The 24,745-nt window shown below is 62.2% G+C and carries 23 protein-coding genes; 10 read left to right on the top strand and 13 right to left on the bottom strand.

The annotated features are described in order from the left end of the window. The first annotated feature begins 24 nt into the window (after positions 1-24). Positions 25-1,113 carry an SMP-30/gluconolactonase/LRE family protein gene (locus C8D72_RS11950; protein ID WP_115854665.1) on the top strand — a complete coding sequence of 363 codons (1,089 nt, stop codon included), beginning with the start codon at positions 25-27 and terminating at the stop codon, positions 1,111-1,113. Between the two features lie 75 nt (positions 1,114-1,188). On the opposite strand, the gene C8D72_RS11945 is transcribed toward C8D72_RS11950, so the two are convergent. Further along, the gene (locus C8D72_RS11945; protein WP_170140590.1) at positions 1,189-2,070 is read right to left on the bottom strand and encodes a 5'-nucleotidase, lipoprotein e(P4) family; all 882 of its coding nucleotides are present in this window, start codon (positions 2,068-2,070) and stop codon (positions 1,189-1,191) included. Positions 2,071-2,190: 120 nt separating this feature from the next. Between C8D72_RS11945 and C8D72_RS11940 the strand changes: the two genes are divergently transcribed. The 5 genes from C8D72_RS11940 to slmA all read left to right on the top strand — a co-directional run bounded on the left by C8D72_RS11940 (position 2,191) and on the right by slmA (position 7,212). Next, complete coding sequence (locus C8D72_RS11940; RefSeq protein ID WP_170140589.1) at positions 2,191-3,552, top strand: bifunctional phosphopantothenoylcysteine decarboxylase/phosphopantothenate synthase; 1,362 nt, start codon at positions 2,191-2,193, stop codon at positions 3,550-3,552. Next, a complete protein-coding gene (dut, locus tag C8D72_RS11935; protein ID WP_115854662.1) occupies positions 3,549-4,037 on the top strand; it encodes a dUTP diphosphatase in 489 nt (162 codons plus the stop codon). Before C8D72_RS11940 ends, dut begins: the two co-directional genes overlap by 4 nt. A gap of 28 nt (positions 4,038-4,065) precedes the next feature. After that, positions 4,066-5,448 carry a phosphomannomutase/phosphoglucomutase gene (locus tag C8D72_RS11930; RefSeq protein ID WP_115854661.1) on the top strand — a complete coding sequence of 461 codons (1,383 nt, stop codon included), beginning with the start codon at positions 4,066-4,068 and terminating at the stop codon, positions 5,446-5,448. A 133-nt stretch (positions 5,449-5,581) separates the two neighbouring features. Further along, positions 5,582-6,496, top strand: a complete 915-nt coding sequence (argB, locus tag C8D72_RS11925) for an acetylglutamate kinase (RefSeq protein ID WP_115854660.1) — start codon at positions 5,582-5,584, stop codon at positions 6,494-6,496. Positions 6,497-6,579: 83 nt separating this feature from the next. Continuing rightward, positions 6,580-7,212 (top strand): nucleoid occlusion factor SlmA, encoded by a 633-nt coding sequence (gene slmA / locus C8D72_RS11920; RefSeq protein ID WP_115855108.1) that lies wholly within the window; start codon positions 6,580-6,582, stop codon positions 7,210-7,212. Here slmA and C8D72_RS11915 read toward each other — a convergent pair. From C8D72_RS11915 to ftsY, 5 genes are all read right to left on the bottom strand, one after another. Continuing rightward, positions 7,160-8,533, bottom strand: a complete 1,374-nt coding sequence (locus tag C8D72_RS11915; RefSeq protein WP_170140588.1) for a putative bifunctional diguanylate cyclase/phosphodiesterase — start codon at positions 8,531-8,533, stop codon at positions 7,160-7,162. The genes slmA and C8D72_RS11915 overlap by 53 nt on opposite strands. A gap of 317 nt (positions 8,534-8,850) precedes the next feature. After that, positions 8,851-9,723, bottom strand: coding sequence for an RNA polymerase sigma factor RpoH (gene rpoH / locus C8D72_RS11910; protein WP_115855107.1), 873 nt, complete (start codon positions 9,721-9,723; stop codon positions 8,851-8,853). A 114-nt stretch (positions 9,724-9,837) separates the two neighbouring features. Next, positions 9,838-10,866: a permease-like cell division protein FtsX gene (ftsX, locus tag C8D72_RS11905; protein ID WP_115854658.1), complete on the bottom strand. Its 1,029-nt coding sequence runs from the start codon at positions 10,864-10,866 to the stop codon at positions 9,838-9,840. After that, positions 10,863-11,531, bottom strand: coding sequence for a cell division ATP-binding protein FtsE (gene ftsE, locus C8D72_RS11900; protein WP_115855106.1), 669 nt, complete (start codon positions 11,529-11,531; stop codon positions 10,863-10,865). Before ftsE ends, ftsX begins: the two co-directional genes overlap by 4 nt. Positions 11,532-11,543: 12 nt before the next feature. Next, complete coding sequence (gene ftsY, locus C8D72_RS11895) at positions 11,544-13,154, bottom strand: signal recognition particle-docking protein FtsY (RefSeq protein ID WP_115854657.1); 1,611 nt, start codon at positions 13,152-13,154, stop codon at positions 11,544-11,546. A gap of 221 nt (positions 13,155-13,375) precedes the next feature. On the opposite strand from ftsY, the gene rsmD reads away from it, so the two are divergent. Beyond that, positions 13,376-13,996 (top strand): 16S rRNA (guanine(966)-N(2))-methyltransferase RsmD, encoded by a 621-nt coding sequence (gene rsmD / locus C8D72_RS11890; RefSeq protein ID WP_115854656.1) that lies wholly within the window; start codon positions 13,376-13,378, stop codon positions 13,994-13,996. Between the two features lie 120 nt (positions 13,997-14,116). Then, positions 14,117-14,368 (top strand): cell division protein ZapB, encoded by a 252-nt coding sequence (locus C8D72_RS11885; protein ID WP_115854655.1) that lies wholly within the window; start codon positions 14,117-14,119, stop codon positions 14,366-14,368. A gap of 21 nt (positions 14,369-14,389) precedes the next feature. On the opposite strand, the gene C8D72_RS11880 is transcribed toward C8D72_RS11885, so the two are convergent. The 7 genes from C8D72_RS11880 to prfB all read right to left on the bottom strand — a co-directional run bounded on the left by C8D72_RS11880 (position 14,390) and on the right by prfB (position 21,040). Next, positions 14,390-14,842 carry a GNAT family N-acetyltransferase gene (locus C8D72_RS11880; protein ID WP_115854654.1) on the bottom strand — a complete coding sequence of 151 codons (453 nt, stop codon included), beginning with the start codon at positions 14,840-14,842 and terminating at the stop codon, positions 14,390-14,392. Further along, the gene (locus tag C8D72_RS17545) at positions 14,832-15,728 is read right to left on the bottom strand and encodes a hypothetical protein (protein WP_170140587.1); all 897 of its coding nucleotides are present in this window, start codon (positions 15,726-15,728) and stop codon (positions 14,832-14,834) included. The genes C8D72_RS11880 and C8D72_RS17545 overlap by 11 nt, the downstream gene beginning before the upstream one ends. Before the next feature lie 90 nt (positions 15,729-15,818). Further along, complete coding sequence (locus tag C8D72_RS11870; RefSeq protein ID WP_115854653.1) at positions 15,819-16,160, bottom strand: BolA family protein; 342 nt, start codon at positions 16,158-16,160, stop codon at positions 15,819-15,821. 71 nt (positions 16,161-16,231) lie between these two features. Next, entirely contained in the window at positions 16,232-17,638 is a 1,407-nt protein-coding gene (locus C8D72_RS11865; RefSeq protein ID WP_115854652.1) for a DHA2 family efflux MFS transporter permease subunit, read from the bottom strand. A 121-nt stretch (positions 17,639-17,759) separates the two neighbouring features. Further along, a complete protein-coding gene (locus C8D72_RS11860; RefSeq protein ID WP_115854651.1) occupies positions 17,760-18,143 on the bottom strand; it encodes a hypothetical protein in 384 nt (127 codons plus the stop codon). 134 nt (positions 18,144-18,277) lie between these two features. Beyond that, on the bottom strand, positions 18,278-19,795 hold the full coding sequence (gene lysS / locus C8D72_RS11855; protein ID WP_115854650.1) for a lysine--tRNA ligase: 1,518 nt from the start codon (positions 19,793-19,795) through the stop codon (positions 18,278-18,280). Between the two features lie 143 nt (positions 19,796-19,938). Continuing rightward, a protein-coding gene (gene prfB / locus C8D72_RS11850; RefSeq protein WP_115855105.1) for a peptide chain release factor 2 occupies positions 19,939-21,040 on the bottom strand; the annotation gives its coding sequence in 2 pieces (ribosomal slippage) (positions 19,939-20,961 and positions 20,963-21,040; 1,101 coding nt in all). Between the two features lie 250 nt (positions 21,041-21,290). Between prfB and C8D72_RS11845 the strand changes: the two genes are divergently transcribed. After that, a complete protein-coding gene (locus C8D72_RS11845; RefSeq protein ID WP_115854649.1) occupies positions 21,291-22,874 on the top strand; it encodes a peptide ABC transporter substrate-binding protein in 1,584 nt (527 codons plus the stop codon). 236 nt (positions 22,875-23,110) lie between these two features. Next, positions 23,111-24,691 (top strand): peptide ABC transporter substrate-binding protein, encoded by a 1,581-nt coding sequence (locus tag C8D72_RS11840; protein WP_115854648.1) that lies wholly within the window; start codon positions 23,111-23,113, stop codon positions 24,689-24,691. Positions 24,692-24,745 lie beyond the last annotated feature (54 nt).

Raw genomic sequence — 24,745 nt, 5'->3', positions numbered from 1 at the left:
CTAACAACCATAAAGGGGACGCCGATGAACACACCTTCTCATTGCGATAGCGGTCTGCGCCGTCTGTTTCTTAAACAGTCGCTGGCCTGCAGCGCGGTGGCGCTCGCCGGTGTTTCTCTTGCCCGGCCTGCCGGCGCACAGCCCATCAATCAGCGCTACCCGGACCCTGCCGTACAGATTCTGGATGAGCGCTTTCTGGATCTGCGCCTTTTCAATGCCAGCGTCGAAAAGCTCGCCGACGGCCTGCGCTGGGCCGAGGGCCCCGTCTGGATCGGCGACGGCCACTACCTGCTGGTGAGCGACATCCCCAACAACCGGATCGTGCGCTGGGATGAAATCAGCCAGTCGCTGGGCGTCTACCGGGAAAACGCCAACTTCTCCAACGGCATGACCCGCGATCGTCAGGGTCGCCTGATCGTGTGTGAAGGCTCCACGACCCACGATCTTGGCCGGCGCATTACCCGCACCGAACCCAACGGACAGATCACGGTGCTGGCGGATAATTTCGAGGGCAAGCGCTTCAACTCGCCCAACGATATCGTGGTCAAGCGCGATGGCTCGATCTGGTTTACCGACCCGCCGTTTCAGGCCGGTGGCTACTACGAAGGCCATAAAATCGAGATCGAGCTGCCGCACGGGGTTTATCGCATCGACGGCGACACGCTGAACGTAACCCGCGTCATCGACGACATTGCCGGCCCCAACGGCCTTTGCTTTTCACCGGATGAGCAGCGCCTCTACGTCGTGGAAGGCCGCGCCAGACCGGACCGGCTGGTATGGGCCTATCAGGTCAATGACGACGGCACCCTGGGAGAGCGAGCGCAGCATATCGTGGCAAAGGACTTTGGCGGCCTTGATGGCATCAAGTGTGACGAGCTGGGCAATCTATGGTGCGGCTGGGGCAGCTCGGGCTCGCCCGATGCAGACCCGGCAGCGCTGGATGGCGTGCGCGTGTTCGACCCCGAGGGCAAGGCCATCGGCCATATCAGCCTGCCGGAGCGCTGCGCCAACCTCTGCTTCGGCGGCCCGCAGGGCAATCGGCTGTTCATGGCCGCCAGCCACGGCATCTACTCGATTTTCGTCAACGTGCGCGGCGCGCAGTACCTGAGCTGACAAGAGTCAATCACAGCGGCAATCAACAGGGGCACCCGGGGTGCCCCTGCTTTGTTCAAAACGCTCGAACTCGTCTCAGGGCGTTTCGTGTTCCGGCCCCGACCAGGTCCGCAGTGCCGCCCGGCGACGCTGATCCTTTTGCCGTGGTGACAGTGAGAAGTCGCCCTCGTAAAGCGCGGCCTCCCAGCCACCGTAGGTCGGGTTGGGCAACACGATATAGCGCTCCCCGAACTGCGCGCGATCCTGAATGACCTGCGCATTGCGCGTGGCCACATCGTCGGCATCGTAGCGACTGTCAAAATCGGCCAGGTGATCGCCGATCAATAGCGCCACGTCATGATCTGCCATGACGCGATCACGCCGCGCCTGCTTGTCGCTGGACTCGGTGCGCAGCATCATGTGCGCCTCATCGACCCACGGAAAATCAAGCGCTCTCAGATTCTCCATGGTGGCGTCAAGGCCGCTCTCCCGGCGGTTGGTGACATAGAAGACCTCCACCCCGCGGGCATGCGCGTAATTGAGAAACTCGCCCGCACCGGGCATCGCACGGGCCTGAGCATCCTCGACCCAGGCGTTCCAGCTGGCACTGGAGTACTGCTCATCGCGCCCGATCAGCCAGGCCTGAAAGGGTGTGTTGTCGATCACCGCCTCATCGCAGTCGACGATGACCGCCAGCGTACGATCGCCGGACGACCTTGCCTCAAGCGCCTGATCAAGGCGCAGACGAGCGACGTTGAAGGCCTGGTAAGAGAGCGCCCGGTATTCGGCCGCGCTCTGCATCCAGGCCGTGGCCATGACGAGCTGTTCGTTGAGATCGGCATTGCTGTAGGTCGCGGTCGTCGACGGCTCCTGGCTGGCGCAGCCGCTCAGGGCGACCCCGATGGCCAGCGCCGAGAGCGTCGGCGCCAGCCGGCGCCGGTACAGGGAAGCGCGTGCGGAAGTATTTCTCAAGGGCATGGCAGTGTCCTTTTCAAGCATTCATTGTGGTTGTTACGGGCTTGCCTGATGCTACGCACGTCAGGCGCGCAGTGGTAAGGTAGCATCCCCTTGATTTCCGTTATGCCAATGGAGCCCTGCATGTCACGACTGGCTGGTCAACGCATCGTTTTAGGCATCAGTGCCGGCATCGCGGCCTACAAGAGTGCGGTGCTGGCACGCCTTTTGAAAAAGGCCGGTGCCGAGGTTCGAGTGGTCATGACCGAGGGCGCCCAGGCCTTTATCACCCCGCTGACGCTGCAGGCCCTGACCGGCGAAGAGGTGCGCACCTCGCTGCTGGACCCGCAGGCCGAGGCCGGCATGGGCCACATCGAGCTGGCCAAATGGGCCGATATCGTGCTGATTGCCCCGGCCACCGCCGATCTGATGGCCCGTCTGGCCGCCGGCATGGCCGATGACCTGCTCACCACCCTGTGTCTGGCCACCCGGGCGCGCTGTCTGCTGGCACCGGCCATGAACCAGGCCATGTGGTCGCATCCTGCCAGCCTGCGCAACGCCGCCACGCTTGTCGACATGGGCTGGCAACAGCTGGGCCCGGATGCCGGCGAGCAGGCCTGCGGCGATGTCGGCGGCGGGCGCATGCTGGAACCGGAAGACATTGTCGCCGAACTTGAAGCGGCTCTTTCGGGGCAGGCGCCCGCTCCCGGCATGCTGCCGCTGGATACCACGCCCGAGCATGATGATCACGCCCCCGCGACCGATGCCTTCATGGCGGCCAGCAACGATGCGACTCCCGGCGCCCTCGCCGGACGCCACGTCGTGATCACGGCCGGTCCCACCCGCGAGGCGATCGACCCGGTGCGCTATCTCTCCAATCACAGCTCGGGAAAGATGGGCTTTGCGCTGGCCGAGGCGGCCCGTGATCTGGGGGCTCACGTGACCCTGATTGCCGGGCCGGTATCGCTTGCCACCCCCGAAGGCATCACGCGCACCGATGTGATCAGCGCCGTGGAGATGCTGGAGGCCGTGAACGCCACGCTGCCAAGCTGCGATATCTTCATCGGCTGTGCGGCGGTCGCGGACTATCGTCTGGCAGAGGTGGCCGAGCACAAGCTCAAGAAGGTGCCCGGCAGTCCCGACCTGACGCTGAATCTGGTCGAGAACCCGGACATTATTGCCGCCGTTACGCATCGTGAAGACCCGCCCTTCACGGTGGGCTTTGCCGCCGAAACCCGGGAGCTTGCCCGCCACGCCCACGACAAGCTCGTGCGCAAGCGCCTGGATCTGATCGTGGCCAATGACGTGGCCGCGCCCAACCTGGGCTTTGGCGCCGATGACAACGCCGCCGTGCTGTATCATCTCGTGCCCAACGGGCCGGAAGATCCGGTCGCCTCGTATACGCTGTCGCCGCGCCCCAAGCAGGATCTGGCGCGCGCCCTTTTTGAGTACCTGCTGCCCCTTTTTCAGGCGCATCAACCAACGCGGAGCCCTGTTGCCCCATGACTGCCCTTGCCGACCGGCCACGCCTGCAGGTCAGAATTCTTGATGAACGGGTACGCGAATACCCTCTACCCCATTACGCCACACGCGGCAGCGCCGGCATGGACCTGCGCGCCCTGCTGGATGAACCGCTGACGCTCGCCCCCGGCGACTGCGAGCTGGTCCGCACGGGGCTCGCTGTCCATATTGCCAATCCAGCCTGGGCCGGCATGATCCTGCCGCGCTCGGGGCTGGGTCACAAGCGCGGTATCGTGCTGGGCAATCTGGTTGGTCTGATCGACGCCGACTATCAGGGCGAGCTGATGATCTCGGTCTGGAACCGCGGCCAGGAGCGCGTCACCCTTGAGCCGTTCGAGCGCATCGCCCAGTACGTGCTGGTGCCGGTGATTCAGGCCGAGCTTGAGGTTGTGGATGAGTTCACGCCCGATGACGATGATAACGCCGAGAGTCGTGGTGCCGGCGGCTTCGGCCATTCGGGGCGACACTGACGCTGGCGCCTACAACAGGAATCTTTTCATGACACAGGTAAGTGCCGCCATCTTTCGCGCCTACGACATTCGCGGCGTGGTCGACGAACAGCTCACCCCCGACACCGTACGCCTGATTGGCCAGGCCATCGGCAGTGAAGCGCTCGCCCGCGGGGAAAAGGGCATCGCCGTGGGGCGTGACGGCCGACTCTCCGGCCCGACGCTGTCGGCGGCCCTGATCGAGGGGCTTTGCGCCGCCGGCTGTGAGGTGGTGGACATCGGCATGGTGCCCACGCCGGTGCTTTACTTTGCCACCCACGTGCTGGACGGCATCACTTCGGGCGTGGCGGTCACCGGCAGCCACAACCCGTCGAACTACAACGGCTTCAAGGTGGTGCTGGGCGGCCACGCCCTGTCGCGGGACGACATCACAAGCCTCTATCGGCGTATCGAGCAGGGCGATCTGACCTCCGGGGAAGGCAGCTGCCGCGAACACGATATCCGTGGCGCCTACCTGAATCGCATCCTTGACGATGTCGTACTCGAGCGACCGCTGCACGCCGTGGTGGACTGCGGCAACGGCGTGACCGGCGAGCTGGGGCCGGAACTGATCCGCCGCCTGGGGGCCAGGGTGACGCCGCTGTTTGAAGAGATCGACGGGCGCTTTCCGAATCACCATCCGGACCCGGGCAAGTTTGAAAACCTGACGGACCTGATTGAAAAGGTGAAAGAGACCGGCGCCGACATCGGGCTGGCCTTTGACGGTGACGGCGACCGGGTCGGTGTGGTGACCCCCTCTGGAGAGATCATCTACCCCGATCGTCTGCTGATGGGCTTTGCCCGGGACCTGCTGGAGCGCCAGCCCGGCGCGCGCATCATTTTCGACATCAAGAGCACCGGCAACCTGGTGTCGATCATCGAGGATGGCGGCGGCACCCCCGAGATGTGGTACACCGGTCACTCGCTGATCAAGGCACGCATGAAGGAAACCGGCGCGGCGCTGGCCGGTGAAATGAGCGGCCACATCTTCTTTCAGGAGCGCTGGTACGGTTTTGACGACGGTATTTACGCCGCCGCACGGCTGCTGGAGATCCTGTCGCGCCAGCCAGGCGATGCCGATCAGTACTTCAGCCAGTTTCCTCAGGATGCGAGCACCGCCGAGATCAACGTGCCCGTGACCGATGATAACAAGTTCGATATCGTCAAACGCTTTATTACCGAGACCGATTTCGGCGCACAGGCCACCCGAACGACACTGGACGGCATTCGCGTGGATTATCCGGACAGCTGGGGGCTGTGCCGCGCCTCCAACACCACGCCCATGCTGGTGTTTCGCTTTGAAGGCAAATCCCGGGAGGCGCTTGAGCGCATTCAGGACCGCTTTCGTCAGGCGCTGCTGGCCGTTGCCCCGGACATTACCCTGACCTTCTGATCTTCCAGGGGGCTGGTTCGCCCCGGGCCAATACGCATTGCGCCGGACCGGGGCTCCTCACAATCGCATTCGTGACAGGAAGGCCTGAACCTTCACCGGCCTTTCGTCCTCTTCTACAGGAGCGTTTTTCAATATGCATGACAGCGAGTACAACCCGCGTCAGGTCGTTGAAATCCTGTCCGAGGCGCTGCCCTACATCCAGCGCTTTTCGGGCAAGACCGTGGTGATCAAGTACGGCGGCAACGCCATGACCGAGGACAACCTGATTCACTCCTTCGCCCGCGATGTGGTGCTGCTCAAGGAGGTGGGTCTTAACCCGATCGTGGTCCACGGCGGCGGCCCGCAGATCGGTCAGCTGCTGGAGCGTCTCAACATTGAATCCCGCTTTGTGGACGGCATGCGGGTCACCGACGCCGAAACCATGGACGTGGTCGAGATGGTGCTGGGTGGACTCGTCAACAAGAGCATCGTCAATCTGATCAACGGCGCCGGCGGCAAGGCCATCGGCCTGACCGGCAAGGACAACGCCCAGATTCGCGCCCGCAAGCTCTCCGTGCAGCGCCAGAGCGCCGACATGACCGCCTCCGAGATCATCGATATCGGCCATGTCGGGGAAGTCGAGCACATCTCGACCGATCTGATCGAGATGCTCTCGGAAGCCGACTATATCCCGGTGATCGCGCCCATCGGTGTGGATGCCCAGGGGCACTCCTACAACATCAACGCCGATCTGGTCGCGGGCCGGGTGGCCGAGGCGCTGGGTGCCGAGAAGCTCATGCTGCTGACCAACGTGGCCGGGCTCATGAATCAGCAGGGCGAGGTCATGACGGGCCTGACCACCGAGCAGGTCGATCAGCTCATCGAGGACGGCGTCATCTACGGCGGCATGCTGCCCAAGATTCGCTGCGCGCTGGAAGCCGTCAAGAACGGCGTCACCAGCTCGGTGATCGTGGACGGTCGCGTGGAACACGCCATCCTGCTGGAGATCTTTACCCGCTCCGGCGTGGGCACCCTGATTACCGATCAGGGGAACACACCGTCGCAATAAGGCCACACGCAACGGGTGAGCATTCATTCATGGGTGCCAGAGGCCGCCCTGGCACCCCGGCAGGCGGATCAAAAAAGATGGCCATGACCAGGGAACAAAAACTCTCGCGACGCGACCAGATCCTTCAGGCGCTGGCGCGGATGCTGGAACAGGGGCGGGGTCAGCGCATCACGACCGCAGCGCTGGCACGTGAGGTAGGGGTCTCGGAAGCGGCCCTTTATCGCCACTTCCCCAGCAAGACGCGCATGTACGAGGCGTTGATCGAATATATCGAGCAGACGCTTTTCGAGCGTGTCACGCTGATTATCAGTGAACCGGGCGATGTCGATGAACGCTGTCAGCGTATCCTGACGCTGCTGCTGATCTTTGCCGACAAGAACCCCGGGCTGTGTCGCATTATGACCGGGGAGGCCCTGACCGGCGAACACGAGCGCCTGCAGAACCGCATGGGCCAGCTTTTCGAGCGCCTGGAAACGCAGCTCAAGCAGGTGCTTCGCACCGGTGAAATCGAACAGCACTACCGCCCCGCCATCGGCGTATCAGCCCTGGCCAATCTGCTCATGGCGACCGCCGAAGGACGTATCGGTCAATACGTCAGAAGCGGGTTTCGTCACTCGCCCCAGAAACACTGGGAAGATCAATGGCAGCTTTTGAGCGCCCATCTCATGGCAGAGGCTGGATCTTCGCAAACACCCCGTCACGGCGCAGATACCTGATGACCATATCAGCCTCGATCCCGGCACCAAACAGATAGCCCTGTAGAATCTCACACCCCAGCTCGTTGAGTAGATGCTGCTGTGGTCGTGTCTCTACCCCTTCTGCCACGACCGAGAGTCGCAAGGCGTGCGCCAGTCGCACGATGGCCTCGATCACATGATAGCCGTGGTGGGTACTGGTCAGTGCCGTCACGAAGCTTCTGTCCAGCTTGAGCCGATCCAGCGGCAGCAGCGCCAGCTTGTCCAGCGACGAGTAGCCGGTGCCAAAATCGTCCAGCGAGATTCGAATGCCCTGCCGGCGCAGTTTTGAGATGACATGCACGCACTCGTCAAAATTCTGCATCAGCCGACTTTCGGTGATCTCGAATTCCAGACAGGCCCCTTCCAGCCCGTATCTGTCCAGCACACCGGTAACATGGGTCAACAATGTTCCATCCAGCTGCAGCACGGACACATTGATCGCCACGGGCGGTACACGATAACCCTGCTTACGCCAGTGGCTGATCTGTCGGCAGGCCTCCTCGATGATCCAGTTGCCCAGCGTCGGCATGAGCCCCATCGATTCGGCCACGGGAATAAAGCACGACGGTGGAATATTGCCCCGGGTGGGGTGATGCCACCTCAAAAGGGCCTCAAGGCCGGCGAGGCGCTGATCATGACCATGCACCTGAGGCTGGTAGACCAGACGTAGCTGCCTGCCGGCCAGCGCCTGACGCAACGTCTCTGCAAAAGGAAACGGGTCGGCAAACGGCGTCTCTCCGAGACCGGACACCTCGCCGCAGGCGTCTTCGTTATCCGTCACAGGAACCGTGGCATCCGCCTCCATTTCCTTTTCGACATCTCCCGGGGCCGCGCCGACTTCCTCAAGCTGACTGATGTCCATCAAAAGGCCGTGGCATTCGGGCTTGCCGCCGCGACGCAGGACGATGCCCCGGTCCAGCACCCGCTGTACGGACGTGCCATGAATCAAACGGTAGGTATGTTCAAAATATCCCCGGTGCAGGGCAAGACGTCGAGCACGCTGCAGGGAGGCCCGATCCTCGGGATGCACCATGGCGTCAAAGGCCCTGATGGTCAGCTGGCAGGCCCGGTGCGAGAGTCCCTTGACCGAAGCGGACACGTTCGCTCGATAGCAATACTGCTGCTGTAGCGGGCAATAACAGTACACCACCCCGGAAAATCCACTGATCAGTTGATCGCCATCCACGGACGCCACGCATTGGCGTCCGGAGCGCTGACACCCATTCAACACCAGCTTCATTCCCTGCTGCAGACTCCAGAGCCAGAACAGCAGTCCCAGGGCCAGCCTGCCGGCATCCATGTGCTTTCCCCACCACAGTAGACAGGTGATGACCAGGGAAAGGCCTATCAGGCAGTGATGCAGGGTGACCAGGGATCGTGGCGCATGGGGCACCGTCTCTGGTGATTTGCAAAAGAAGGCAGGGCTAAACATCGATCAGCGCTCATGACAGCGACAGAGAATTATATCGATAAAAATGAATTAAAATAATCCATTTCATTCAACATCATTTTTTTTCATGATGCCCAACCATATAGCAAAAACCCCGGGCCTTGGGAGCCCGGGGTCATCTTTAGCGTCAAAAACCATCTTTAGTATGAGAACAGCAATGCCATTGCTCAGGCCGCCTCGGTGGATTCCCCGATCGCCTGTTTGAGTTTTTTCATGGCATTCTTTTCAAGCTGTCGAATACGTTCGGCAGACACCCCATAGGTATCGGCAAGCTCATGCAGGGTCGATTTCTGCTCGGCCAGCCAGCGGCGCTGCAGAATATCGCGTGAGCGATCATCGAGCCTTGCCAGCGCTTCGCGCAGCTGCTGCGAGGAGCGGTCCTGCCAGTCGGACTCTTCCAGCGACAGCGCCGGGTCGGAGCGGCCGTCTTCCAGATACTGCGACGGCGATTGATAGCTCTGCTCGTCATCCTCGCTGCCGGGCGCGGGATCAAAGCCGGCATCAAAGGCCGACAGGCGCCCTTCCATCTCGCGTACCGCTTCCGGCTTGACGTCCAGATCCTGCGCGATGGCATCCACTTCATCGTTGTTCAGCCATGACAGACGCTTTTTGGCGCTGCGCAGGTTAAAGAACAGCTTGCGCTGCGCCTTGGTGGTCGCCACCTTGACGATGCGCCAGTTGCGCAGCACGAACTCGTGAATCTCGGCCTTGATCCAGTGCACGGCAAAGGATACCAGTCGTACCCCCTGAGCCGGATCGAAGCGCTTGACGGCCTTCATCAGACCCACGTTGCCTTCCTGAATCAGATCCGCCTGCGGCAGACCGTAACCGGAATAGCTGCGTGCGATATGGACCACGAATCTCAGATGCGACATGACAAGGCGACGGGCGGCTTCAATGTCACTGTCAGCATGCAAGCGCGTGGCGAGATCCTTCTCCTCGTCCACGGTCAGTACGGGAATACGATTAACGGCCTGAATATAGCCGTTCAGGTCATTGCCCGGCGAAAGATGACCAATAGGTTGAAGACTGGTACTCATGTTCAAACGGTCTCCCCTGGCCTCTGATTGGTAATTATCAACCATTATAGACCATGGTAATGGTGCTTTGGTGCCCGTATGACGACTTTTCTCGGACACCTGCGTTAAACAATTTCAGCGCGGGCTGATTTCTGCCAGATGGCGGCTGACGGCCAGCCATGCCCCGACAAGACCCAGCATGGTACTACAGATCAAAAGCAAAGCCGATCCACCCAGACCGATGCCCGGTAGCGAAAAGTGGCTGCCAAATCCGGAGGCCAGCATATCGATGGGGGCCGACAGCCAGCGTCTTCCCAGCGTCAGCAACAGCAGCGCCAGTATGCCGCCGCCCAGTCCGTACCAGACCCCCACATAAAGAAAGGGACGGCGCACAAAGGCATGGGTCGCGCCGATCAGGGTCACGACCTCGATCTCCTGACGACGGCTTTCGACCGCCAGTCGAATGGTGTTGCCCACCACCAGCAGCACACCGAGCGCGAACAGCACGCCAAAGGCCAGCACCACACGACGCCCCAGCTCGCTGAGCTGGCGCAGTCGCTCCAGCCAGGCCATGTCCAGCCGCGCGTCGGTCACACCCTCGATCTGCCCGAGTCGTTCGGCCAGCGCCTGCGCAGCGTCCGGGTCACGCGAGCGCGGCTGTACCAGAATGGTCGCCGGCAGCGGATTGTCCTCCATCATGGCCAGGGCATCACTCATGCCCAGACGCTGCTGGAAGCTTTCCAGACCGGCCGCGGCCGTGATCAGCTCAGTGGAGGCAATGTCACTTTCACCGCGCACCTGGTCGGTAATGTCCATGGCCTGCGACTCGGAAAGCGCCGGGTCCAGATACAGCGTCATGCGGGCAGTGTCGTCCAGATTGCTGTCCAAAAGCTGCGCGCTGCCCAGGGCCAGCCAGAGACTGGCCGGCAGCACCATGGCAATCGCAATCGCCAGCATGGTCATGAGCGTCGACAGGGGTCGTCGACGCAGACGATAAAGACTGTCCACGGCCATCTGACCATGATGGCGCCGCCAGGCGCGGGTGCGGCTTTCAAAGGTAATCTGGTGGGAGCGCGCCCCTCGACGAGACTTTTCAGTGCCCTGAGACGGGCGATGTGGCTTCTCGGTGTCTTGTTGAGGATTACGACGCGGCTTCTGACTCATGCGGCCTCCTCATCGCCGATCAGACGACCATCGCGCAGCTTGAGCACCCGGTGTCTGAGGCGGGCGATCAGCGCCAGATCGTGACTGGCCAGCAGCACCGTGGTGCCGATGCGATTGAAGTCTTCGAAAAGGCGCATGATGTCGGCCGACAGCTGCGGGTCCAGGTTACCGGTGGGCTCGTCTGCCAGCAGCATGGCCGGCTTGGTCACAACGGCCCGCGCGATTCCCACCCGCTGCTGCTCACCGCCGGAAAGTTCGATAGGCAGCGCCCTTTCACGGTGCAGCAGTCCGATCTTGTCGAGGGCGGCATGCACGCGGCGCCGGGCATCCTGAGGGGTCGCCCCCTGGATGACCAGCGGCAGCGCCACGTTATCGAACACGCTGCGATCAAAGAGCAGCTGGTGGTTTTGATAGACCACCCCGATCTGGCGCCGATAAAAGGGAATGTGTGACACATGAAGGTTCGTGATGTCATGACCGGCCACAGCAATGCGGCCCCGGGAAGGTCGCTCCAGCGCCATGAGAAGGCGCAGCACCGAGCTCTTCCCGGCACCGGAGTGGCCGGTCAGAAAGACCATCTCACCGCGTTCCACGTTGAAATTGAGATCCGCCAGCGCCTCGAAACGACCGCCATAGCGCTTGCCGACATGCGCAAACTCGATCATGGCCATGAGAGATCAGCTGCCATCCCGGTCAAAGAGTGCCCCGACAAAATCCTCGGCCTCGAAGGGACGCAAATCGTCCAGCGTCTCCCCCACCCCGATATAGCGGATGGGTGTCCCCAGCTGCTTGGCGATGGCAAAGATGATGCCGCCCTTGGCAGTACCGTCCAGTTTGGTCAGGGTGATGCCGGTCACCGGCACCGCCTGATTGAAGGTCTCCGCCTGGGAAATCGCGTTCTGACCGGTGCCGGCATCGAGTACCAGCATGACCTCGTGTGGCGCCTGAGCGTCCAGGCGCGCCATGACGCGCTGCACCTTGCTGAGCTCATCCATGAGATGGCCCTTGTTGTGCAATCGCCCGGCCGTGTCGGCAATCAGGACATCGATGCCACGCGCCTTGGCCGCCGACACCGCGTCATAGATGACGGAGGCACTGTCGGCGCCGGTGTGCTGGGCAATCACCGGTACGTCATTGCGCTCGCCCCAGACCTGCAGCTGCTCGACGGCCGCGGCACGGAAGGTATCCCCCGCGGCCAGCATGACGCTGCGGCCCTGACGCTGAAAGCGCTGGGTCAGCTTGCCGATGGTCGTGGTCTTGCCCACACCGTTGACGCCCACCATCAGAATCACGAACGGGCCTTCACCCTTGGGCGGCAGACGCAGCGGTTTCGCCACCGGCTCGAGCATCGTGGAGAGCTCTTCCTGCAGCGCCTTGTAGAGCGCATCGACGTTCTTGAGCTCGCGTCTCGAGATGCGCCCTTCCAGATTTTCCATGATCTCGCTGGTCGCGGCGACGCCGACGTCGGCCATCAGGAGCTGCGTTTCGAGCTCTTCCAGCAGATCATCGTCGATCTCCTTGTGACCCAGCAGCAACGTCGCCAGACCATCGGTCAGGTTGGAGCGCGTCTTGCCCAGCCCCTGACGCATGCGCGAAAACCAGCCCTTTTTGGCACCGGCCGTTTCGCCCTGCTCGTCAGCGGTTTCCGGTCCCACTTCAACGGCCGTGTCGTAGCGCGCCCGACGCGGCTTGTCACGCCCACGGTTGCGCGCCGGCGTAGTGACCTCGGAGGCAACCCCGGGCGTTGTCTTGTCGTCTTTCGTATCAGGTGTTTTTTCGACCGGCGCCTCTTCCAGCGCCGTTTCATCGGAGACCACTGTCGAATCGTCCAGCGTCTCGATCGGGCGCTCTTCGACGGGCTCGGGATCCGGGTCGACTACCGGCTCTGGCTCAATGACGGGCTCCGGTTCCGGCTCGATCGGCGGTTCGGGCTCCGGCTCGAGCGGCGGTTCGGGCTCGAGCGGCGGTTCGGGCTCGAGCGGCGGTTCAGGTTCCACCACCGGCTCGGGCTCGATGACGGGCTCCGGTTCGGGCTCAACGACGAGCTCCGGCTCGGCGATCTGACGGGCGGTCTCGCTCTCCTCTTCACGCTCGGGAGCAGCCGGCGACGGCTCTGGCGTTTCGGACGGGCGTGGGGCCGCGTCTTCCCGCGCCTCGGGCGGCTGCTCCGGGGTATCCTTTTCGGTCTCGTCAGGTACCTGCGCCGGCGCCTGTTGTTCAGACTGCTGCTGTTCTTCGCGATCCTGTTGATCGCGGCGATGCTTCTTGCGCTTTAAAAAACCAAACATGGGCTATGTCGTCGCGATTGATCCATCGGGGAAAGGCGGCTGATACGCCATTTGATACCGCATCCTACCACTCAAGCGCTGCCCGCCGGTACAATCCGTGCAAGCCATCGACAAGGATGGCACAACCGGCTGCGGCTGCAGATCTCCCGGGCAAACGTACTGCCCGGCACCGGCAGCGTAGCTTCACCGCATATCTTCACCAAGAGGGGCTTGCAGGGCACATGAGGCGACAGCGTCACGGCACTCAAGGACATGACAACCGACAGGGCAGGGCCCGCTCGGGTGGTGGCCGCCTGCGGCTGATTGGCGGTCGATTCCGTCGTCGCCTGCTGCCCGTACCCGATCATCCGGGTCTGCGCCCCACGCCGGACCGCATGCGCGAGACGCTGTTCAACTGGCTGGCAAATGACATCGACAGCCGCACCCGCGCGCTCGATCTTTTTGCCGGCACCGGCGCGCTGGGACTCGAAGCGCTCTCACGCGGCGCCGGCGAGGTGCATTTTGTTGAAGCCGACCGCCAGGTCGCCCGCCAGATCGAACAGAACCTGGCAACGCTTGAGGTCACGATGCCGGTCCACCAGCAGGATGCGCATGCCTTTCTGGACACCCGCCCCGTGCAGCCGTTCCATCTGGTCTTTCTTGATCCGCCCTTTCGCCAGGACCTGATCACTGACTGCTGTCAGCGGCTTGACCAGGAGGGATGGCTGGCCGACGACGCGCTGATTCACGTCGAAACCGAGGCCGAACTGATCCCCCATCTGCCCGCCGGCTGGCGTCTGATCCGCGAGACCCGGGCAGGCGACAGCCACGCCCGGCTTTATCGGCGTGAAAGCGCGCAATAACCCGGCACCCCTCTTGCCGCCACGCGCCGGCGCGCGTAGTCTGGCCTGCGCGCGCGCCGGCACCCGACCCGGGCCCTGCAGGGCGGCATTTCGCCTTATTATCTGTATCAGGAGTACAGCATGAGCAATGAACTTTTCGAGCAGCTTGAACAGCGCGTCAACAGCGCCGTCGACACCATCGAGATGCAGCGCATGGAGCTTGATGAACTGCGCCAGGAAAACGAGCGTCTGAAAAATGAACGCCAGCAGTGGGAAAGCCGTCTGGGTAGCCTGCTGGAGCGCTTTCGTGAGCTCGACGCCAGCACGGCCTCTGCCCCTGACACCGGCGCAACCTCGGCGCCCGAAGCACCGACGGCCAGCCCCTCCTGGTAAGCGGGGTTTCGGCGCCCTGACTCAGCGCGTGAGAGGACGCGACATCAGTATCGCGTCCTCGCGCCTGCCCGGCGCCAGCGGGTAATACCCCGCCCGGCGCCCGTCCATCTCAAAGCCGTAGTGCCTGTAGAGTGACTGTGCCGCCTCGTTGCCGGCGCGCACCTCCAGCAGCACCCGCTCCAGCCCCGACGTCTTTCCGTCATCGATCATGGCCTCGATCAAATGACCGGCCAGCCCCTGACGTCGATGTCCCGGGTCCACCGCGATCATTTCAAGCTCAAGATCAAAGGGGCCGAGCGAGACCACGGCAAAGGCCAGCAGCGCCCTCGTGGCGGTGTCTGCGATCCCCGTCAGGCGATAGCCCTCGTCATTGGCCAGTGTTTCAAAGCGTGACACCGACCAGGCCTGCGCCCCTCTGACGCGAGCGTCCAGCGCTGCCAGAGCCTCGGCGTCACGGACACGTTCAATGATCATCGTTATCCTGCGCCTCGGCCTGCGCCTGCCACCACGTGCGCCACTCACTCATGGCGGCCCAGAGTTCTCGCCGTGATGTCGCCTCATTCAGTGACTCGAGCGCCGGCCCCTGCCAGAGCGGCAGATCAAGCACCCGGCTCTGCCCATCCTGCACATCCAGCACCTGCTCCAGCACCGGCAGCCGACCAAACAACAGGATGCGCTCGGGGTTCCAGCCTCGTGCCCGACGGCCGGCCAGAAAGGCCTTGAACCCCTGGCGCGCCTCATCGAGGGCATCATCGACCGGCAAACCCTCCATCATGGGCCAGCCAAAGCGCTGACAGGACAGCGACGCGGCAGGCTGAACCCCACCGGCCTGCAATATGGCATCAAGCAACCTCTCTTCCTGCTCGCTCAGCGCCTCATCGCGGGCCAGCAGCAGCAGCCAGCGGCCATCAAGCGTGCCGGCCTGCAGCGAGAAGCGCAGCGGCTCATGAGGCGCTCGCGTGACGCTCTCTTCAGCGCTCTGCTCCGTCGCGGTGGTTTTATCCTCGACGGCGGGCGCAGAGGCTGTCGGTGCCGGCGCAGTGCCGGCGCGGTCTTCGGCCTCATCCGTGCCGGTACCGAGCAGGGCGCGGATCGACCGTGCCGGCTGGGAGGTGTCATGTGGCGTTGCCCGGGGCGTTGATGCCGGCGGCTCGGGCTCGGGCGCGATCTCCGGAGCGTCGATATCATCGATCAGGGCATGCAGGCGCTGATGATGATCGAGCGACTGACCGGTACTTTCCGGTGCTTCTTCCAGCGCCGGCAGGGAAGACGCCATTGCATTGGGCAGCGGGTGCCGGGCCACCCAGAGGTTGATCCCCATGGCCTCGAGGTATTGTCGGCGCGCGCGCTCGGTCACCATGCATTACGTCCATTGAAGGGATACAGCGTAAAAGGCCTTCCCGCAGGGAAGGCCAGAGACCGGCATCGATGGCTCACGGTCTGAACAGCACTAGGCGCCACCGCCGCGGCAGTTCGGGGAATCCGGGCGGGCATTGCCGCGCGCTTCCCACTGCTCGGGCGTATACAGATGCAGCGCCAGCGCATGTACCGGACCTGCCAGCTCATCGGAAAGCGCGGCATAGATCTGCTGGTGGCGCTTGACCGGCATCATGCCCTCAAACTGCTCGGACACCAGGGTCACCTTGAAGTGCGTCTGTGAATCGGGGGGCACATTGTGCTTGTGGCTTTCGTTTTCGATGGTGAGCCACTGAGGCTCGAAAACGGCCAGTTTCTGCTCGATCAGCGCAGCAATATCCGCGCCTTCAAGCGTATCCACCGAAGAAATTGTCATGGGTTGTCACCTCCGGCACGTCAGATATTGTCAGTGGGCATGAACGACGGCGGCTGTCGATATGCCGTCGCCTACCCTGATTGATGCCGACTCAGCATGCGTATTCGCGAAGCCGAAAGCACCAGCGCCACAATGGCCGAGGCCATGCCCATCCAGAGGGCCAGGCTGACCGTCATGGCACTGTCCATCGTGGTATTCATTATTCCAGAAAGCACCAGTGCAACCAAGGCAGCACCAACAGACTGACCAAAGGTACGCACGCTGGCCAGTACGCCGGAGGCGCTGCCACTGCGCGCCTTGGGCAATGACCCCATCATTTCACGGTTGTTGGGCGCCTGATAGAGACCAAACCCCATCCCGCACAGGGCACTGCGCCACAGGATATCGATGGTCGAAGGCTGATCCCCCAGCAGGGCCAGCGCTGCAAGCCCCGCCATGAACAGCAAAAGCCCCATGGAGGAGATCACCGGCGGGCTGAAGCGGTCGGCCAGCCGTCCGCCCAGCGGTGCGCCGATCATCACGCCCAGCGGCCAGGGCGTGAATAAAAAGGCCGACTCCAGCGGCGTGTAGCCCTGCACGCTCTGAAACAGAAACGGCAGACTGATAAACGCCATGCTCTGGGCCAGAAAGGAGAAAAACGAGGTCATCACCGCCATGGTGAACCGCGCCTCCCGGAAGATCACCAGCGGCAGCAGCGGGTTTTCAAAATGGCGCTGGCGCCAGATGAAGCCGGTGAGTGCCACCAGACTCACGATCAGCAGGAGCGGCACGCTGCCCGGGCGCGACATGTCAGCGATGCTGTCGAGCATGATGACAAAGCTTCCCAGACCCACGGCGGACAACACGGCGCCGAGCACATCAAACCGGTAGCGGCTGCCCTGCTCTTTCGGCAGCGCCCGGATCGCCAGCCAGATGGCCGCCACGCCCAGCGGCACGTTGATCCAGAAAAGCCACGGCCAGCTGGCCACGGCCAGCACCAGGCCGCCCAGCGCCGGGCCGCCGGCCACCGCCAGTGAAATGGTCAGCGCGGTCAGCCCCATCGCCTGCCCCAACAGCCGCGTGGGGAAGATAACCCGATACATGGAAGGCCCAATGCTCATCATGGCCGCCGACCCCAGCCCCTGAATGGCACGAAAGGCGATCAGCCAGCCCAACGTGGGCGACAGCGCACAGGCCACCGAGGTCAGCACGAAAATGATCATGCCGCCGATATAGAGCCGATAGCGCCCGATGCGATAGCCCAGGGCGGCAAAGGTCAGCATCGAGGCGGCACCCACCAGCTGATAGATGTTGATGATCCAGACGGACGCCGCAGAAGAGACGCCCAGTTCACGGGCGGTGGTCGGCAGGGCGATGTTGACGCTATTGATGTTGAGCACCGCCATCAGCGACCCCGACATCAGGACCATCATGGCCAGAATACGCTGGCGGGGAGGCAGGCCATCATCACCTTCACGCCAGGACAGTAGTGCTTTCAAGAAGAGTTACCGGTCATGCGAGACAACGAACGCGTGAGCACAGGGGGCAGAAACACGGCGAGAAAAGCTCACACCGGCCAGCATGCCGGGCAAGCCCTGGGGTCATCTCACTGCTGAATGATCAGACCTCGTCGGTATCAAGCAGCAGGTCGTCCTCGAAATCGCTCTGCTCGAGGGCCGCTTCCTCGTCCAGATCCACACACAGATAGCTGTGCTCGACGCGAAGGAAGAATTCAAAGGTGACTTCGTTGATGTCCGGCCAGTGACGGGAATCCTCTTCCCAGGCGGACAGCTCGTTTTCAAGGATATCGGCAAAGCGTTCGTGCAGGCAGGCCTGCAGCGCGTCTTCCGTATCCATCTCGGGAATGAGGTAGATGGTGCTTTCGCGTTCGGCATCCTCAAGGGTGAGGTCGTCTTCACCCTCGGTCGCCTCCAGCGAATTGATCCAGTCTACAAAGGCCTGTCTGGGACGCACGCTAAGTGCAGAGCGGTTCACCAGTTTCATTGCGACTCTCCCGGTTCGGGGCTGGTGGAAATCCTGTTCAAGCGCCCCAGTATGGCCGCCCGGGGTCACCAATGCCATGACTCATCCGGGCATTGGCGCACATCGGGTGGCCGGGCGACCAAAGCCGCCGCGATTTACTCTGCTTCCGGACGCATGGCCGGAAACAGCAGCACATCGCGAATGGACGGCGCATCCGCCAGCAGCATCACCAGCCGGTCGATGCCGATGCCCTCGCCCGCCGTGGGCGGCAGGCCATACTCGAGCGCCCGCACGTAGTCGGCGTCATAGTACATCGCCTCGACATCACCGGCGTCCTTCTCGGCCACCTGGGCGGCAAAGCGCTCGGCCTGGTCCTCGGCGTCGTTGAGCTCGGAGAAGCCGTTGGCGATTTCACGTCCGCCCACAAAGAACTCGAAGCGGTCGGTCACGAACGGATTGTCATCGTTGCGACGCGCCAGCGGGCTGACCTCGGCCGGGTATTCGGTAATGAACGTTGGCCGCTCGAGACGATGCTCGGCCACGGTTTCAAAGATTTCGGTCTGCAGCTTGCCAAGACCCCAGCCCGGCTTGACGTCGATGCCCAGACGCCCGGCCAGCGCGGTGGCGCGCTCGAGATCGTCCAGCTCGCCGGATTCGATGTTCTGGCCATATTTCAGAATCGACTCGCGCAGGGTCAGGCGATCAAAGGGCTGAGAGAGATCAAACTCGGTGCCCTGATAGTGGATCAACGTGGTGCCCACCGCCTTTTCGGCCGCAAAGCGCACCAGCGACTCGGTCAGATCGATCAGATCGTGGTAGTCGGCATAGGCCCAGTAGAACTCGAGCATGGTGAACTCAGGGTTGTGCCGGGTCGACAGCCCCTCGTTGCGGAAGTTGCGGTTGATCTCAAAGACCCGCTCGAAACCACCGACCACCAGCCGCTTGAGATAAAGCTCCGGGGCGATGCGTAGATACATGTCGATATCCAGCGCATTGTGATGGGTCACAAACGGTCGCGCCGTGGCCCCGCCGGGGATCGGCTGGAGCATCGGCGTTTCGACTTCCATGAAGTCACGCTCGGTGAAGAACTGGCGAATGGCGCTGATCACGGCCGCGCGAATGCGGAAGGTGTCACGCACCTCCGGATTCATGATCAGATCCACGTAGCGCTGGCGGTAGCGCGCCTCCTGATCGGTCAGACCATGGAACTTGTCCGGCAGCGGGCGCAGGCTCTTGGTCAGAAGACGTGCGGTCTCCATCATCACATAGAGATCGCCCTTGCCGGACTTGTGCACCGGGCCCTGGCCGAAGACGATATCGCCGATATCCCAGCCCTTGATGTCTTCCAGCACCTCGGCGGGCAGACCCTTCTTGTCCACGTAGAGCTGGATCTGGCCGGAGGCGTCCTGAATGACGATAAAGGGGCCGCGCTTTCGCATGATGCGACCGGCCACTGCCGCCTGACGGCCCAGCGACTCCAGCGCTTCCTTGTCGTGCTCGCCAAGTTCTGCCTGAAGGTCCGCGGCCAGACTGTCACGACGCAGATCATTGGGAAAGGCGCTACCGCCCTGGGCGCTTGCCTGCTCGCGGCGAGCGGCAAGCTTTGCCCGCCGCTCGGCGATCAGATGGTTCTCTTCGTGTTCGCTGCCTGCCTGCTGATCCTGATTCGCCATTACCTTGCCTATTGAAAATAACCGTCAATGGCAGGCGCGTTACGGCCTGCGGTTCATGTCTGAAGCGGTTCATGTCTGAAACACGCGATGGCGGCCAACGAGCCTGCCGGTCGGAAGTCGTCCCTTTCAGGCGCTCCTTCCGATCAAAGTCCCTGCTTGAGACTGGCCTCGATGAACTGATCCAGGTCGCCGTCGAGCACACGCTCACAGTTGCTGGTCTGCACGCCGGTACGCAGATCCTTGATGCGCTGATCATCGAGCACGTAGGAGCGGATCTGGCTGCCCCAGCCGATATCGGACTTGGAGTCCTCGGCCTGCTGCTTCTCGGCGCTGCGGCGCTGCATCTCCAGCTCCCAGAGCTTGGCCTTGAGCTGCTTCATCGCGAAATCGCGGTTGGCATGCTGGCTGCGCTGGGTCTGACATGACACCACCACGCCGCTGGGCTCGTGGGTAATACGCACGGCCGAGTCGGTGGTGTTGACGTGCTGACCGCCGGCGCCGGAGGAGCGATAGGTGTCCACGCGCAGATCGGCCGGGTTGATGTCGACCTCGAAGCTGTCATCGATTTCCGGAGAGAGAAACACCGAGGCAAACGAGGTATGGCGCCGACCGCCGGAATCAAACGGGCTCTTTCTGACCAGACGATGCACGCCGGTTTCGGTGCGCAGCCAGCCAAAGGCGTACTCGCCCTGCACATGAATGGTAGCCGACTTGATGCCCGCCACGTCACCGGCCGAAATCTCGGAGATGTCTGCCTTGAAGCCGTGATGCTCGGCCCAGCGCAGATACATGCGCAGCAGGATATTGGCCCAGTCCTGCGCCTCGGTACCGCCGGAGCCGGCCTGGATATCCATGTAGGCGTTGTTGGGATCCATCTCGCCGGAGAACATACGACGAAACTCAAGCTTGGCCAGCTGCGCTTCAAAACGGTCGAGGTCGCGACGGATTTCCGTCATGGTCTCCTCGTCGTCTTCCATGTGCGCCAGCTCGTAGAGCTCGCCGTTGTCGCGAATGCCGCTTTGCAGCGTATCCAGCGTGGTGACGATGTCTTCAAGCTGCGCGCGCTCGCGGCCCAGCTTCTGCGCGTGGTCCGGATCGTTCCAGACGTTGGGATTTTCCAGCTCGCGCGTTACTTCCTCGAGACGATCCTTTCGCTCGGCATAGTCAAAGATACCCCCTCAGGACGTCTGTCCGTTCGGACAGGTCCTTGAGCAGGTGATGAATGGGCGTGAGTTCCTGCTGCATGATAGCTCGCTCGGCCAGGGCCACTGCGCCGGAAAGGGCCGCAGCACCTCATGTAAGAGTTGAAAAACAAGGGGCGTTATTGTAGCCAAACCACGCCCTGCCCGTCACCCGCCGCCCGCGCCTTTCCCGCCTGCAAAATAAAAATGGCAGAAATGATTATAAGTGCTGCTTTGACACCGTCTCGCCTTGCTGTGATCTTTCAGTCATGCCCGAGTGGGCGCATCGATAACAATTTCTGCCGGGGAACGTCATGAAAAGAAAACTACTGCTGTCGCTGATCGGTGCCGGACTGACGCTGGGCGCGCCGCTGACCCTTGCGGCCACGCTCAATGTCGGTATCAGCGGCGACCCCGCCTCGCTCGACCCGGCGCGGGTGACCGGCGGCGTCTGGGAAGAGGACGTGCTGCGCGATATCTTCGAAGGGCTGGTGGCCATCGACGCCCAGGGACAGATCATCCCGGGCGTGGCGACGAACTGGGAAACCAGCGAAGACGGTAAAACCTACACCTTCCACCTGCGCGAGGATGCCCGCTGGTCGGACGGAGAGCCGGTCACCGCCGAGGATTTCGTCTTTGCCCTGCGTTATCAGGTCGATCCCAAAACCGCGTCCAACTACGCCCACCGCCTCTACCCGGTGGTCAATGCGCAGAAGATCAACGCCGGCGAGGCCGAACTCGACAGCCTGGGCGTGGAGAGCCGTGACGACGGCCACACTCTGGTCATTCATCTGACCGAGCCGGCCGCCTACTTTCTCAAGACGCTGGTGCTGCCGTTTGGCTACCCGATCCCCGAACACGTCGTCAAGGACAAGGGGGAGCGCTGGAGCCGCCCGGACAATATCGTGGTCAACGGCGCCTTCAAGCCGGTGCGCTGGGTCTCCAACTCACAGCTGGATACGGTCAAAAACCCCGAGTTTCATGACGCCGACAGCGTCTCACTCGACGGAGTCAACTACTACCCCGTCGAAGACAAGAACGCCGGCATCTCGCGCTTTCGTGCCGGTGAGCTCGATATCCTGCGAGACTTCCCCGCCGCGCGCTATCAGTGGCTCGAAGAGCAGATCCCCGATGCCGTGCAGATCACGCCGTCGCTGGGCAGCTATTACTACGTCTTCAATCTGCGCGAGGGCTCCCCGGTGGCCGACAAACGCGTGCGCGAGGCGCTCTCACTGGCCATTCGTCGCGACGTCATCAGCGAAAAGCTGCTGGATGGCGCCGTCACGCCCTCACACTCGCTGGTCCCTGAAGGCGTCAACGACTACACACCGGCCGCCCAGCCGGGCCTTGAAGACGACATGGACACCCGCCTGAATCGGGCCCGCGAACTTCTGAAAGAGGCCGGGTTTGGTCCCGACAAGCCGCTTGATCTGACCCTGCGCTACAACTCCGGTGATGAGCATCAGCGCATTGCCGTGGCAGTCGCCGCCATGTGGAAGCCGCTGGGCGTCAACGTCGAGATGCGCAACAGTGAAGCCAACGTGCACTACTCGGAGCTGATGCAGGGCGACTTTCAGGTCGCCCGCGCCGCCTGGATCTCGAGCTATGACGATGCGCAGAACTTCCTGCAGCTGCTGTCGGCCGAAACCAACAACTACGGTGACTATCAAAACGCTGATTACAGCCAGTTGATCCAGCAGTCCGACCGCGAACTCGACAGTGACCAACGCCGCGACATGATGCAGCGCGCCGAAGCCATGGCGCTGGCCGACTACCCGCTGGCGCCGATCTATACCTACGCCGCGCGCAACCTGGTCAGCCCGGAGATCGAGGGCTGGGACAACAACGCGCTGGACATGCACGCCTCACGCTGGATCTCCGTTGACGGCGATCGCTGATCGCTTAAAAAGCCCCACCCGGGTGCCAGGCGCATGCTCGCGCCCGTCACCCTTTTATTACCATGCGGCCCTGCGACCTCGACATGGGCCGCATTTTTTAACGCTTTGTTAACTCTGGACACATCCCCCTGGCGCGGAGTAAGTTCACAAAATCGTCATAAGCGATATCTCAGCTCGCGCCGCTATCCCGGTCCGCGATAGCGATAACAACAACGCCAATATAGTCAGGAACACCCATGCCCTCGATTCGTCCGCTGGTCAGCGCCGTTGCGCTTGCGTCCTCCCTGTTTGCTGCCTCTCCTGCTCTTGCCGATACCCTTCGCATTGCCATCATGGGCGAACCCGCCTCGCTGGACCCACATCAGGTCAGTGGCGTATGGGAAAACGATGTTGTGGGGGATCTATTTGAAGGCCTGGTCACTGAAGATGCCCATATCAAAAGAATTCCCGGGGTGGCTGAATCCTGGGACATCAGCGAGGACGGCAGAACCTACACGTTCCACCTGCGAGAAGATGCGAAGTGGTCAGACGGTGAACCCCTGACGGCCGAGGATTTTGTCTTCTCCTGGCGCCGCCTGCTCGACCCCAATACGGCCGCCAACTACGCCTATCTGCTCTATCCCGTCAAAGGGGCGGAAGCGATCAACAAGGGAGAGGCCGAGGTCGACACCCTCGGCGTTCGCGCCATCGACGAACACACCCTTGAAGTCACGCTGACCCATTCAACCCCCTACTTTCTGGATCAGCTCTCTCACTACACGGCCTATCCCCTGCCCGAGCATGTGCTCAAGGAGTATGGCCGTGACTGGATCCGTCAGGGCCACCTGGTCTCCAACGGCGCCTTCAAACTGGATCAGTGGCGCTCGCAGAATCGCATCGAAGCGTCAAAAAACGAGTACTTCCACGACGCCGATAACGTCGCGCTCGATGAGATCATCTATTACCCGATCGAGGATCGTAACGCCGCGCTGAACCGCTTCCGGGGCGGTGAAGTGGATATCGCCCGCGAGTTCCCGACCCAGCAGTATCAGTGGCTCAAGGACAATCTGCCCGATGAGACCCATGTGGCCCCCTATCTGGGTATCTATTACATGGCGCTCAATTCGCGCGAAGGTCACCCCACCAGCGATGTTCGTGTCCGCGAGGCGCTGAATCTGGCCACACGCCGTGATGTCATCAGCAACAACATCCTGAAAATTGGCACCATTCCTGCCTGGAGCATCGTGCCCGAGGGCATCAATGACTATGAGCTGCAGGAAATGCCCGGTCACGACATGAGTGCAGATGAGCGCATGGCCCGCGCGAAAGAGCTTCTCGCCGAGGCAGGCTATGGCCCCGACAAGCCGCTCAATCTGGTCGCGACCTACAATACCGACGATGATCATCGCAAGGTCATGGTAGCGCTGGCCGCCATGTGGAAACCGTTGGGCATCAATCTCGACCTGCGCAATGCCGAAGTCGCGGTCCACTACCAAAACATGCGTCAGGGTGATTTTGATGTCGGCCGTGCCGGCTGGATCGGTGACTACAACGATCCGCAGAACTTCCTGAGCCTTTTCGAGACCGGCGTACCCAACAACTACGGCGCGTATTCCAACGACGAGTTTGATGCGCTCATGGATCAGGCGGCCGGCACGCTGGACATGACGCAGCGCGCTCATGTCATGGAAAGCGCCGAGCACGTCATGCTTGAGGACTTCGGCGCACTGCCTCTTTATTACTATGTGTCGCGCAATCTCGTCAGCACTCGCCTGACGGGCTGGGAAGACAACATCGAAGACATCCACCGCTCTCGCTGGATCAGCATCGAGCAGTAGCCTGTACTTTCAGGGCACCGCCTCCCTGGCGGTGCCATCATGCTGATGTTATTT

This window comes from Kushneria indalinina DSM 14324, assembly GCF_003385845.1.
Lineage (GTDB): Bacteria > Pseudomonadota > Gammaproteobacteria > Pseudomonadales > Halomonadaceae > Kushneria > Kushneria indalinina.
The sequence above is the reverse complement of the archived record's forward strand: the minus strand, read 5'-3'. Positions and strand labels throughout refer to the sequence as shown.

What these genes read in the sequence shown, in the direction of transcription:
- C8D72_RS11870 (WP_115854653.1), bottom strand. Translation starts at nt 16,160, where the DNA reads ATGACAATTTCTTCGGTGGATACGCTTGAAGGCGCGGATATTGCTGCG.
- C8D72_RS17545 (WP_170140587.1), bottom strand. Translation starts at nt 15,728, where the DNA reads ATGGTGACCGAGCGCGCGCGCCGACAATACCTCGAGGCCATGGGGATC.
- rpoH (WP_115855107.1), bottom strand. Translation starts at nt 9,723, where the DNA reads ATGAGTACCAGTCTTCAACCTATTGGTCATCTTTCGCCGGGCAATGAC.
- C8D72_RS11940 (WP_170140589.1), top strand. Translation starts at nt 2,191, where the DNA reads ATGTCACGACTGGCTGGTCAACGCATCGTTTTAGGCATCAGTGCCGGC.
- lysS (WP_115854650.1), bottom strand. Translation starts at nt 19,795, where the DNA reads ATGGCGAATCAGGATCAGCAGGCAGGCAGCGAACACGAAGAGAACCAT.
- argB (WP_115854660.1), top strand. Translation starts at nt 5,582, where the DNA reads ATGCATGACAGCGAGTACAACCCGCGTCAGGTCGTTGAAATCCTGTCC.
- ftsY (WP_115854657.1), bottom strand. Translation starts at nt 13,154, where the DNA reads ATGTTTGGTTTTTTAAAGCGCAAGAAGCATCGCCGCGATCAACAGGAT.
- C8D72_RS11945 (WP_170140590.1), bottom strand. Translation starts at nt 2,070, where the DNA reads ATGCCCTTGAGAAATACTTCCGCACGCGCTTCCCTGTACCGGCGCCGG.
- C8D72_RS11885 (WP_115854655.1), top strand. Translation starts at nt 14,117, where the DNA reads ATGAGCAATGAACTTTTCGAGCAGCTTGAACAGCGCGTCAACAGCGCC.
- C8D72_RS11930 (WP_115854661.1), top strand. Translation starts at nt 4,066, where the DNA reads ATGACACAGGTAAGTGCCGCCATCTTTCGCGCCTACGACATTCGCGGC.
- ftsE (WP_115855106.1), bottom strand. Translation starts at nt 11,531, where the DNA reads ATGATCGAGTTTGCGCATGTCGGCAAGCGCTATGGCGGTCGTTTCGAG.
- C8D72_RS11915 (WP_170140588.1), bottom strand. Translation starts at nt 8,533, where the DNA reads ATGGATGCCGGCAGGCTGGCCCTGGGACTGCTGTTCTGGCTCTGGAGT.
- dut (WP_115854662.1), top strand. Translation starts at nt 3,549, where the DNA reads ATGACTGCCCTTGCCGACCGGCCACGCCTGCAGGTCAGAATTCTTGAT.
- ftsX (WP_115854658.1), bottom strand. Translation starts at nt 10,866, where the DNA reads ATGAGTCAGAAGCCGCGTCGTAATCCTCAACAAGACACCGAGAAGCCA.
- C8D72_RS11840 (WP_115854648.1), top strand. Translation starts at nt 23,111, where the DNA reads ATGCCCTCGATTCGTCCGCTGGTCAGCGCCGTTGCGCTTGCGTCCTCC.
- C8D72_RS11860 (WP_115854651.1), bottom strand. Translation starts at nt 18,143, where the DNA reads ATGAAACTGGTGAACCGCTCTGCACTTAGCGTGCGTCCCAGACAGGCC.
- rsmD (WP_115854656.1), top strand. Translation starts at nt 13,376, where the DNA reads ATGAGGCGACAGCGTCACGGCACTCAAGGACATGACAACCGACAGGGC.
- C8D72_RS11845 (WP_115854649.1), top strand. Translation starts at nt 21,291, where the DNA reads ATGAAAAGAAAACTACTGCTGTCGCTGATCGGTGCCGGACTGACGCTG.
- C8D72_RS11950 (WP_115854665.1), top strand. Translation starts at nt 25, where the DNA reads ATGAACACACCTTCTCATTGCGATAGCGGTCTGCGCCGTCTGTTTCTT.
- slmA (WP_115855108.1), top strand. Translation starts at nt 6,580, where the DNA reads ATGACCAGGGAACAAAAACTCTCGCGACGCGACCAGATCCTTCAGGCG.
- C8D72_RS11880 (WP_115854654.1), bottom strand. Translation starts at nt 14,842, where the DNA reads ATGATCATTGAACGTGTCCGTGACGCCGAGGCTCTGGCAGCGCTGGAC.